This window comes from Saccharomonospora iraqiensis subsp. iraqiensis (assembly GCF_000430445.1).
Lineage (GTDB): Bacteria > Actinomycetota > Actinomycetes > Mycobacteriales > Pseudonocardiaceae > Saccharomonospora > Saccharomonospora iraqiensis.
Map to the genome: position 1 here is coordinate 21940 of NZ_KE387067.1, position 9928 is coordinate 31867.

Annotated in this window: 12 protein-coding genes, 1 tRNA gene and 1 other RNA gene; 11 read left to right on the plus strand and 3 right to left on the minus strand. The window is 71.6% G+C overall.

The features are described from left to right. The 8 genes from ACTIR_RS0106630 to ACTIR_RS0106660 all read left to right on the plus strand — a co-directional run. The coding region (locus tag ACTIR_RS0106630) for an amidohydrolase family protein (RefSeq protein ID WP_026453671.1) at positions 1 to 913 on the plus strand (913 nt) is incomplete at its 5' end. Positions 914 to 1109: 196 nt separating this feature from the next. Further along, positions 1110 to 1481: a transfer-messenger RNA gene (ssrA, locus tag ACTIR_RS24955) on the plus strand. Between the two features lie 172 nt (positions 1482 to 1653). Continuing rightward, complete coding sequence (locus tag ACTIR_RS0106635) at positions 1654 to 2133, plus strand: RrF2 family transcriptional regulator (RefSeq protein ID WP_026453672.1); 480 nt, start codon at positions 1654 to 1656, stop codon at positions 2131 to 2133. 54 nt (positions 2134 to 2187) lie between these two features. Then, entirely contained in the window at positions 2188 to 2661 is a 474-nt protein-coding gene (locus ACTIR_RS0106640; RefSeq protein ID WP_026453673.1) for a carboxymuconolactone decarboxylase family protein, read from the plus strand. 126 nt (positions 2662 to 2787) lie between these two features. Continuing rightward, complete coding sequence (locus ACTIR_RS0106645) at positions 2788 to 3012, plus strand: hypothetical protein (protein ID WP_026453674.1); 225 nt, start codon at positions 2788 to 2790, stop codon at positions 3010 to 3012. Positions 3013 to 3016: 4 nt separating this feature from the next. Next, on the plus strand, positions 3017 to 3427 hold the full coding sequence (locus tag ACTIR_RS0106650; protein ID WP_026453675.1) for a DUF2267 domain-containing protein: 411 nt from the start codon (positions 3017 to 3019) through the stop codon (positions 3425 to 3427). 129 nt (positions 3428 to 3556) lie between these two features. Beyond that, positions 3557 to 4273, plus strand: a complete 717-nt coding sequence (locus tag ACTIR_RS0106655; RefSeq protein WP_026453676.1) for a dienelactone hydrolase family protein — start codon at positions 3557 to 3559, stop codon at positions 4271 to 4273. A gap of 105 nt (positions 4274 to 4378) precedes the next feature. Next, a complete protein-coding gene (locus tag ACTIR_RS0106660) occupies positions 4379 to 5149 on the plus strand; it encodes a hypothetical protein (protein ID WP_026453677.1) in 771 nt (256 codons plus the stop codon). 18 nt (positions 5150 to 5167) lie between these two features. Here ACTIR_RS0106660 and ACTIR_RS0106665 read toward each other — a convergent pair whose 3' ends face one another. Then, the gene (locus ACTIR_RS0106665; RefSeq protein WP_026453678.1) at positions 5168 to 5998 is read right to left on the minus strand and encodes a glutamate ABC transporter substrate-binding protein; all 831 of its coding nucleotides are present in this window, start codon (positions 5996 to 5998) and stop codon (positions 5168 to 5170) included. A gap of 51 nt (positions 5999 to 6049) precedes the next feature. Between ACTIR_RS0106665 and ACTIR_RS0106670 the strand changes: the two genes are divergently transcribed. The 3 genes from ACTIR_RS0106670 (at position 6050) to ACTIR_RS0106680 (ending at position 7644) form a co-directional block, all read left to right on the plus strand. Next, positions 6050 to 6676 (plus strand): MauE/DoxX family redox-associated membrane protein, encoded by a 627-nt coding sequence (locus ACTIR_RS0106670; protein WP_026453679.1) that lies wholly within the window; start codon positions 6050 to 6052, stop codon positions 6674 to 6676. Further along, a complete protein-coding gene (locus ACTIR_RS0106675) occupies positions 6615 to 7475 on the plus strand; it encodes a DsbA family protein (RefSeq protein WP_026453680.1) in 861 nt (286 codons plus the stop codon). The genes ACTIR_RS0106670 and ACTIR_RS0106675 overlap by 62 nt, the downstream gene beginning before the upstream one ends. A gap of 96 nt (positions 7476 to 7571) precedes the next feature. Further along, positions 7572 to 7644 (plus strand) — tRNA-Ala (locus ACTIR_RS0106680). 235 nt (positions 7645 to 7879) lie between these two features. Here ACTIR_RS0106680 and ACTIR_RS0106685 read toward each other — a convergent pair. Together ACTIR_RS0106685 and ACTIR_RS0106690 are read right to left on the minus strand one after the other, a co-directional pair. After that, positions 7880 to 8623, minus strand: coding sequence for a lysophospholipid acyltransferase family protein (locus tag ACTIR_RS0106685; protein ID WP_026453681.1), 744 nt, complete (start codon positions 8621 to 8623; stop codon positions 7880 to 7882). 125 nt (positions 8624 to 8748) lie between these two features. After that, positions 8749 to 9636: a sulfite exporter TauE/SafE family protein gene (locus ACTIR_RS0106690; protein WP_026453682.1), complete on the minus strand. Its 888-nt coding sequence runs from the start codon at positions 9634 to 9636 to the stop codon at positions 8749 to 8751. Between the last annotated feature and the right edge of the window lie 292 nt (positions 9637 to 9928).

The window sequence follows — 9928 nt, forward strand, 5'->3', positions numbered from 1 at the left end:
GTCCGCCCGCGCCGCAGCGCCGGGCCCGGCCCACGACGACGAGGTGGCCGCGTGGGTGCGCGGCCTGGGCCTGGCGGGCCTCGTCGACATCCACGTGCACTTCCTGCCCGAGCGGGTGCTGCGGAAGGTGTGGGAGTACTTCGACCACGCCGAGAGCCACTACGGCATCCGGTGGCCGGTGTACTACCGGTGGCCCGAGCCCGACCGGATCGCGCGGCTGCGCTCGCTGGGCGTGCACACGTTCGCGCCGCTGGTGTATCCGCACAAACCCGGCATGGCGCGGTGGCTGAACGGCTGGGCCCGTGACTTCGCCGACCGCGTTCCCGGGGCGGTGCCCACCGCGACGCTGTACCCGGAACCGTCGGCGGCCTCGGACGTGGCCGAGGCACTGGAGGGCGGCGCCCGGTGCTTCAAGGCACACGTCCAGGTCGGCGCCTACGACCCGCGTGCGGCGGAACTCGACCGGGCGTGGGGGCTGATCGCCGAGGCCGGCGTGCCCGTGGTGGTGCACTGCGGGCACGGGCCGTTGCGTGGCGAGTACACCGGCCTCGACGTCTTCGAGCGTGTCCTCGAACGGCATCCCGGGCTGGTGACGGTGCTCGCGCACGCGGGAATGCCCGAGTACGACGAGGCGCTCGCGCTGGTGGAGCGGTATCCCGGGGTGTATCTCGACACGACGATGGTGGGGGTGCCGTTCACCGAGGAGCTCATGCCCGCCCCGCGGGACTGGCCCGCCCGGATCGCGGGGATCGCCGACAGGGTGGTGCTGGGCACCGATTTCCCGAACATCCCGTACCCGTACGCGACCCAGCTCCGGGCGATCGCGGACTGGGCCGCCGCCGACGACCGCCTCGGCGAACCGTTCCTGCGTGCGGTGCTGCACGACACACCCGCGAAGCTGTTGAACCTGTAGCCGCACGGGTGTCCGCCGACGACGGTGATACCGGACCCGGCAGGCGATAGGGGGCCCGGCAAACGCTGCCGGACCTGGGGGCGGGACCGGTGGAATTATCCGGTTGCGCGGGGCGTTATCCTGGGTGCAGGCGATCGCGGTGATAACGCGGGAGCCACGTGGGGCGACAGCCCCACAGAGAGCAGAACACACACGAGGGGGTGAACGGTTTCGACTCTGGACGTTGATTCAGGGGAAGCGTGTCGGTGCAGGCAACGACCACCGCAAGCGTCGTCGCACTAAATATAAGCGCCAAGACTAACAGTCAGCGCGACTTCGCCCTCGCCGCCTGAGCGAGCGCGGAGTCTGTCGGCCCGGGTAAGCCTCCGACCCGGTTGCCGGCATCAGCCAGGAGGCTCACCGCCGGTTCCGGCCACGGGAACCGGTAGGGACATGAACAGTGGCTGGGCCCGTCACACCGGCTTGTTCGCGTGACCGGTGGGGCCGAGTAGAGACACAGCGAACTGCGCACGGAGAAGCCCTGGAAAGGCGCCAGAGGACCCGGGTTCGATTCCCGGCACCTCCACCACAGAGCCCCGGTCGGCCCCCGCCGACCGGGGCTCTTCTGTGTTCTGGGGCGTCGACTCAGCGACCTGGGGCGTCGACTCACTGACCTGGGGTGGCAACTCGCGGACCTGGGGTGGCAACTCGCGGGGACTTAATCTGGACAATGTGTGTTCAGGATGGTTAGGATCTCGGGGATGCGGATGGGACAGGGCGTGGAGTGGGTGTTGCACTCGTGTCTGAATCTGGCCTGGGCGGGGGAGGCCGTTCCCGCGACGCGCCTCGCCGGGATCTACGAGCTGCCGTCCGCGTATCTGAACAAGCAGCTGCAGGCGCTGGTACGGGCCGGGGTCCTGACTTCGGTTCCCGGGCCGCGGGGAGGGTTCCGGCTGGACCGGGCACCGGAGGAGGTCTCCCTGCTCGACGTCGTCGTCGCCCTGGAGGGCTCCGAGGACGCCTTCCGCTGTACCCGGATCCTGCGGCACGGCCCGGGCGGCGACCCGGACGTCGACTACCGGGACCACTGCGCGATCTCGCTGAGCATGCGCCGGGCGGAGCTGGCGTGGCGGAAGGAACTGGCGTCCCGCACGATCGCCGACGTCGCCCGGGACGTCGAGCGCACCAACCCGGACGCGCCGCAGCGGGTCCGTGCCGCGCTGCTCGGCGGGCCGTCGTGATCCCACCAAGTCGTGATCCCACGAGAGAAGTCCCGAACGGGGAGGAGTCCTGTCATGCAACCGCGTCTGGCCAATCCCTACGAGCACGTGCCCGCCGCGTACCGGGCGCTGCTGGCGCTCGAACGGTCCACCCGGGACGACGACGTGCTCCCGCGCACGATCCAGGAACTGGTGCGGGTGCGGGCCAGTCAGATCAACGGCTGTGGCTTCTGCCTGGACATGCACACCGGGGACGCCCGGAGCGCGGGCGAGACCGAACAACGGTTGTCGTCGGTCGCCGCGTGGCGGGAGGCGCCCTGGTTCACCGGGGAGGAACGGGCCGCGCTCGCCCTCACGGAGGCGGCCACCCGGCTCGCCGACCGGGGTGAGGCGGTGCCCGACCCGGTGTGGGACGAGGCCGCGGCGTGGTTCGACGAGCAGCAGCTCGCCCTGCTGGTCACCACGATCGCCACGATCAACGCCTGGAACCGGATCAACGTGGCCACCCGCCAGCTCGCGGGCGGTCACCGCTCCGCCGCGGCGTCCTGAGCGCATCCCGGGGCGGCGTCTTCCTCCCGGGGTCGCACCGGGCCGGTGTTTCGACGGTGCGGGTGCGGTTTCGGTCGCGTCGAGATCGGCAAATCCCGGAACGGTCGCGAACGAAGGGAGAGACCGATGACAGCCGCACCGCCGACTCCGGTGAAGGACGACTACTACGACCTCGTCAGTGTCGTGCAGGCGTCCCTGCACTACGCCTGGCAGATGAAGCAGTACATCGACGACGCCGAACGCGACGGCGACAAGGAACTCGCGGAGTGGTTCCGCAAGATCCAGCACAACAACGAGAAGGCGGGCGAGCAGGGCAAGCAGATGTTGGCCGCCCGGCTGTCGAAGGGCTGAGGCCATGGACCACGACCACTTCATCGGCCAGGTCCAGGCCCGGGCACAGCTCTCCGGCCGCGGTGAGGCCGAGGGGCTGACCCGGGCGACGTTGGAGACGCTGGGCGAGCGGATCCCCGAGCAGTTGACGACCAACCTCGCCGACCAGCTGCCGATGGAGATCGGCGAGAGCCTGCGCCGGACGGTGACGATGGGTGGCGCGGGGTCGGGCGAGCGGTTCGGCCTGGACGAGTTCACCCGCCGGGTGGCCGATCGCGGACATCTCGGCGAGTCGAACGCCGTCTACGGCGCCCGGGTCGTTCTCGAGGTGACCGGCGAGGCCACCGAGGGAGTGATGAACAAGGTACGGGAGGCCCTGCCCGACGACCTTCGCGAGCTGGTCGACGCCGGCAGCACCGGCGAACTCCGCGCGTAGTCCGCCTCCCGCGGCGGCGAGCCGACACGGACCGGCCGCGGAGCCGACGCGGTGGGGCGTGTTCCACCTCCGGGCGGACACACCCCACCGTGTTCGGCGGACGACCGTGCGCCTCGCTACCGTGCCGGTATGGCACACGAGATCGAGGGCGGCATGGTCGAGGTCGACGACCTCCGCGCGTACCTGTCCCGCCCCACCGACCCGAGCACGGCCGGGATGCTGCTGTTGCCGATGGTCACCGGCATCGGCGCACAGGTGCGGGAGTTCGCCGACGACATCGCGCGGACCGGGGTCACGGCGTTGAGCTGGGATCCGTGGCACGGGCCGAGCACCGACGACACCTCCCGGGAGCGGCTGTTCGAGCTGATGGGCCGGCTCGACGACGAACAGAGTCTGGCGGAGATGCGCCGCCTGCTCGATCACATGCACTCCGAGCTGGGGCTGAGCCGGGTCGGGGTGATCGGCTTCTGCATGGGCGGCCGGTTCGCGCTCCTGCTCGGTGCCCGGGACGAGCGGCTCGCGAACGTCGTCGCCTACCACCCGACCGTGCCCGCGACCCCGGCCCCGAACCACACCGTGGACGCGGTCGAGGCCACCGGCCGGATCACCGCGCCGGTGCTCATGCTCTACCCGGGTGCCGACTCACTGGTGCCGTGGGAGAGCTTCACCCGGCTCCAGTCGGCGTTGCACTCCCGCGAGACGGGGGAGAGCCTCGTGCACGTCTATCCCCGGGCCGAGCACGGCTTCACCGACCGCGCCCGCCGGGAGAGTTCCGAGGTCAACGCCGCCGCCCACGATCTCTCCTGGCCGCAGGTGATGCGGTTCATCGCCACGACCACGGCCTGACCGCGCCCGTCCCGTCGGCTCCGGTCGGGGTGGCACCGGCCGGAGCGGATGCGCGGCCGGGGGTGGGGTGCTGCGCCCGCCGGGGCCTCGGGAACAATCCCGGCGATGACCAGCGGCGGTATTTCGCGCGGCCGGATGGCCGTGGATGTGGTGATGCTCCTTCTGGCCGTGGGCTCGGTCGCGTTGCTGACCTGGACCATGGTCGCCGACGTCTCCGCGGCGACGGCCCGTCTGGTGTTCGTGGTGGACACCGCGATCTGCGGGGTGTTCGCGATCGAGTTCCTGTGGCGCTGGCGCGCGGCCCGGTGGGATCGGCGGTTCCCGCTGCGCGGGTGGTACGAGGTGCTCGGGATGATCCCCGTGGCCCACCCGGCGCTGCGCGGGCTGCGCCTGCTGAGGGTGGTCGTACTGGTGGTGCGGCTGGCCCGGACGGCGGACCGGGTGTTCGGGGAGCGGTTCACCCAACGGCTCGTGGAACGGTTCTCCCGGCCGATCGTGTCGGCGATCAAGAAGCCGGTCACGGTCGCGGTGCTCGACGAGGTCGCCAAGGTGCTCGAGACCGGGCGTTACCCGCGTAACGTGGCGCGCTCGCTGGACGAGCACAAGGAGTCGTTGCGGGAGATCGTCACCGAGAAGGTCCGGCAGGACCCGCACGCGGGTGCGCTCTCCCGGCTGCCCTTCCACGACGAGGTGGTGCGCACCGTCGTGGACACCACGATGCGGGTCACGCTCGAGGTGCTCACCGATCCCCGGGTGGACGAGTTCTTCGCCCACGCCGTCCGGGAGAACCAGACCCAGATCCGTGCCGCGGTGGCGGAGGGGCTGCACGAGCGGGACGTCGAAGCCGCGACGGCGCAGGTCGCCCGGACCGCCTGACGGGTCCGGGCGGACCGGTCACCGGCCGCCGACCGTCGGGGGATCGGGGATCTCGATGCCGGACGGCCCGAGGTTGCGTTCCACCGAGACACGCCACGACCCGGAGTCGATCATCCGTCGCAGTGCCGCGGTGACCGCCGCACGGGCGTCGGTGTCCCCCCGGGGCAGGCCCACGCCGTAGCGTTCGGTGGACAGGCGCATCCCGGACACCCGGAGCAGTTCCGGGTGTTGGGCGGCATGGCCCGCGAGGATGGCGGCGTCGGTGGTGACCGCGTCCACCCGCCCCGCGAGCAGGGCCGTCACGCACTCGGAGACCCGCGTGTACTCCACCAGCGTCACGGCGTCGCCGAACCGCTCCCGGACGGTGTCGGACGAGGTCGACCCGCTCGGCGAGCACAACGTCCGGCCGCGCAGCTCAGCGGTCCCGGAGATCGGTTCGGTCGCCGAGTGCACCAGCAGGTCCTGGCCGGTCTCGTAGTACGGCCCGGCGAACGAGACCTCCTGCCGTCGCGAGTCGGTGATCGAGTAGGCCGCCACCACCATGTCGACCGCGCCGGAGCTGAGTGCGCTCTCCCGCTCGGCGGCCACCGTCTCCCGCCAGACGATGTCCTCGGCCGCCACCCCCAGTTCCTCCGCGACGAACCGGGCCACGTCCGCGTCGAACCCGACGATGCGGCCGTCGACCGTCCGCTCCGACAACCCCGGCTGGTCGATACGGATGCCGATCGTCACCGACCCGGTGTCGCTCGCGCGGGTGACGATCGAGTCCTCGGCAGCGTCCGGGGCCGTACACGCGACCAGCGTCGCAGCCAGTATCAGGGCGCTGACCAGGAATGTCGGCCGTCGCATCCGATCCCGCCTCTCATAGGGTTCTCAGGTTCGCCGGTTAGCCTAGAGGGCGTGCGGGGCTCACCGGGACGGACACTCGACGGCGTCGGCACCCTCGTGCGGCTGGGGCTGGCCGCCGTCTGGCTCGTCTCCGGGGGGCTGAAACTCGCGGACCCGGGGCAGGCGTACCTCGCCGTGCAGGCCTACGAGGTACTGCCCGCCGAGCTCGTCGGCGTGGTCGCCACCGCGCTGCCGCTGGTGGAGGTGGTGCTCGGGCTGCTGCTCGCGCTGGGCGTGCTGACCCGCGCCTCGGCCGCGGTGTCGGTGGTGGTGCTCGTGCTCTTCGTCGCGGGGGTCGCCCAGGCGTGGGCACGCGGCCTGACGATCGACTGCGGGTGTTTCGGCGGGGGCGGCCGGGTCGCCGAGGGGGAGACCGAGTATCCGCAGGACATCCTGCGGGACCTCGGGTTCCTGGCACTGGCCGGGTGGTTGCTGGTACGGCCCGGGACACTGCTGTCGCTGGACGGCTGGCTGCGGCGGCCCCGCACGGACGTGCCCGGGGACGGGACACACGGCGCACACGGGGGAACCGGAGCCTCCGGGGACGACGGCGAGACGAGGAAGGACACCGAGCCCAGTGGGCGGAGCGGAACGAGCCGAACGCAGGCGGCGGCAACAACAGCGGACGACCGGGAGTGACGGGCCGCCCGCGGGCCGTCCGAAGAGCGGCGGGAAGAACGCGGGTGCGAAGGCGGTCGCCGCCGCGCGGGGCGGTACCGACACGCGGCGTGTCACGGCGATCGTCGGCGTGGTCGTGCTGGTCGTCGCGGTGGTCGTCGGCGGCCTGATCTGGACCAACTCCTCGAAGAACGCGACGGAGGGGGAGAGCATCCCCACCGCCACCGCGACGGCGGACCTGCCGGAACGCCGGGACGGGTCCGTGGTCGTCGTCGGTGAACAGGACGCCCCCGCCACGATCGACGTCTACGCGGATTTCCTGTGCCCGGCGTGCGGGCAGTTCGAGCAGCAGTACGGCGAGCAGATCCGCGACCGGATCGCGCAGGGGCAGCTCGCGGTGCGTAACCACATGGTGCCGATGCTGGCCGAGCGCTCCGACCCGGCGGGCTACTCGCTGCACGCGGCGAACGCGGCGCTGCTGGCCGCCGACGCCGGGACGTTCACCGAGTACCACGACAGTCTGTTCGCCGCGCAGCCCGGCGAGGGTGCCCGCGCCTACGACAAGGACCAGCTGATCCAGCTGGGCCGCGACCTGGGCATCACCGACCCGGCCTTCGCCGAGGGCGTGCGCAACGGGAAGTACGAGGATCTGCTGAACCGCAAGATGGAGCAGGTGGAAAGCGACAGCAGCCTGCACCGGGATCTCGGTAGTGGGCCCGCCTTCGCCACCCCGCTGGTGGTCGCGGACGGCGAGATCGTCGACGCCTTCAACAACCCGAACTGGCTGGACGACGTGGTCGCCGCCGCGCGCGCGGGCTGACCGCGGCGGGGTCCGTCACCGCCCGCGGCGCGGTGACGGACCCCCCCTGTTCGAGGCCGCGGGGCGATCGGATACAGTGGTTCCCACACAACACAAGGGGCTATGGCGCAGCTGGTAGCGCGCCTCACTGGCAGTGAGGAGGTCAGGGGTTCGAGTCCCCTTAGCTCCACCGCAGAGGTACTCTCCGAGAAGGCCACCCGCTCAGCGGGTGGCCTTCTCGCTGTTCCGGGGTGGCGGTATGCCGGGTGCGATGAGGGGTGTGTGCGCGGGCCTCCGTCCGGACGCGGCCTGCACACCTTCCTCCACCCGAGCCCGGCGCTCCGTCCGCGACCGGTCCGGAGGCCGACCGGAGCTCCCTCGGTCGTGGGGCTCCCTCGCTCGTGGGGCTCCGTCGGTAACGGGACTCAGTCGGTCGTGGGACGGTGGGCGTCGAGGGCGGCCGCCTCCTCCGGGGTGGGGGCGGTGCCGCCGAGGTGGGCGGGCAGCCACCAGCGGTCGTCGTCGCGGGTGGGCTGCTCGGGATAGCCGGCCTGCAGTTCGTCGAGGATCGCCGACATGCGGGCGCGCAGCTCGCGGCTGACCACATCGGGGTCGTCGTCCGGACCGGGTCGCAACGGCCTGCCCGCGTGGATGTGGATCGGCACGTGCCGCTTGGTGAGCGTGCGCGGCCTGCCCTTCGTCCACAGCCGCTGCGTGCCCCACAACGCCATCGGCACGACCGGCACGCCCGCCTCGGCGGCCATCCGGACCGCACCGGACTTGACCGGTTTGACGGTGAAGGACCGGCTGATGGTCGCCTCCGGGAACACTCCGACGACCTCGCCCGCGCGCAGCCGCCGGACCGCCTCGCCGTAGGAGTCCTTGCCTGCCGCCCGGTTCACCGGGATGTGATGCATGCCGCGCATGAGCGGCCCGGCGATCCGGTTGTCGAAGATCTCCTTCTTGGCCATGAACCGCACCAACCGTTTCGCCGGCTGTGCGCCCAGGCCGCAGAAGATGAAGTCCAGATAGCTGACGTGGTTGCAGGCGATCACCGCACCACCGGTGCGCGGGACGTGCTCGGTGCCCGTCACCCGCAGCTGGTGGTCCAGCACCCGGAACATGGTCTTGGCCGCCAGCACGACAGGCGGGTACACGACGTCAGCCACGCCCTCAGGCTACGCAACCGTAGGTTCCGGTGCGTCGGGCAGGGGTCACGGTCACCCACCGACCGGCTCCGGGACACGGCCACCGGCCCCCTCCGGTGGCCGTGTCCCGGTGTGGTGTGGGTGCCTCACCCGCTGCCGTGCCGGGCGGGCTCCGTTTCGGAGCGGCGTCGCCGGAGAGCGAGTGCCGTACCGACCGCCCCGGCGACCACGACCGCGCCGAGCACCGAGAACAGGACGGCGTTGTCCGCGATGAATCCGGTGACCGCGGCAGGTGCCTCCTGCACGAAGATCACGACGGACATCGCGAGCACGAACCAGGCGAAGCCCTTGCGCAGCTGCTCGGGCCGCACCACGCTGACCAGCCGGCCACCGACGAGGCTGCCGACGACGGCCGCCGCGGTCACGCCCGCGGCCACCGCCCAGTCGATCTCGACGGTGCTGAGGTAGCCGCCGAGGCCGGCCAGCGACTTCACCGCGATGACGACCAGTGAGGTCCCCACCGCCGTGGGCATGGACAGACCCCCGAGCAGCACCAGCGCCGGGACGACGAGGAAGCCCCCGCCCGCGCCGACGAGTCCGGTGACGAATCCGACGACGAGGCCTTCCAGCACGACCGGGACGACGGGCAGGTGGTCGTGGGCCTTCGCGGTGTCCGCGCCCTTGCGCCCACGCAGCATGGCGATCGCGGTCGCGACCATCATGACCGCGAAGGCGAGCAGCAGGACCGTTCCGGGAATGAACTCGGCCACACGTCCGCCGCCGTAGGCGCCGGCCATGGCGACGCCACCGAAGATCAGTGCCGTCCGCCACTGCACCCGGCCCGCACGGGCGTGCGAGACGGCGGCCACGGCACTGGTCACCCCCACCACCAGCAGCGAGACGGCGATGGCGGACTTGGCGTCCATCCCCGCCACGTAGGTGAGCAGCGGGACGGTCAGGATCGAGCCCCCGCCTCCGAGCAGGCCGAGGGACACCCCGACGAGCACGGCGAGGGCGATTGTCAACGCGAGCACGGGCCACACCTCCCGGACGTGCCCGGCACCGGTTTCCGCGTGGTCGTGATACCCGGTCGTGCCTCCTCGGTACCGTTCACACCCTCGTCCGGAGTCCGCGACATAACAAGCTCCTTAATACCCCAGGGGGTATATATCGGTCACAGGTGTCCGTCGGTGGTGTTCCCGCTCCCTCTCCCCGTCAGCGGCCCGGCGCGGGCCGACGGCGGAGGGAGAAGGCGGCGGGGTCGGGCCGGGTGGGGTCCGGGAACCGGCGCCCGGGTCCCGGACCGGTCATCGGTGGCTCGTCGCC

Excerpts from the sequence above, each read along its gene's own strand:
- ACTIR_RS0106635 (WP_026453672.1), top strand. The coding sequence starts at position 1,654 with ATGCGGATGGGACAGGGCGTGGAGTGGGTGTTGCACTCGTGTCTGAAT.
- ACTIR_RS0106640 (WP_026453673.1), top strand. The coding sequence starts at position 2,188 with ATGCAACCGCGTCTGGCCAATCCCTACGAGCACGTGCCCGCCGCGTAC.
- ACTIR_RS0106645 (WP_026453674.1), top strand. The coding sequence starts at position 2,788 with ATGACAGCCGCACCGCCGACTCCGGTGAAGGACGACTACTACGACCTC.
- ACTIR_RS0106650 (WP_026453675.1), top strand. The coding sequence starts at position 3,017 with ATGGACCACGACCACTTCATCGGCCAGGTCCAGGCCCGGGCACAGCTC.
- ACTIR_RS0106655 (WP_026453676.1), top strand. The coding sequence starts at position 3,557 with ATGGCACACGAGATCGAGGGCGGCATGGTCGAGGTCGACGACCTCCGC.
- ACTIR_RS0106660 (WP_026453677.1), top strand. The coding sequence starts at position 4,379 with ATGACCAGCGGCGGTATTTCGCGCGGCCGGATGGCCGTGGATGTGGTG.
- ACTIR_RS0106665 (WP_026453678.1), bottom strand. The coding sequence starts at position 5,998 with ATGCGACGGCCGACATTCCTGGTCAGCGCCCTGATACTGGCTGCGACG.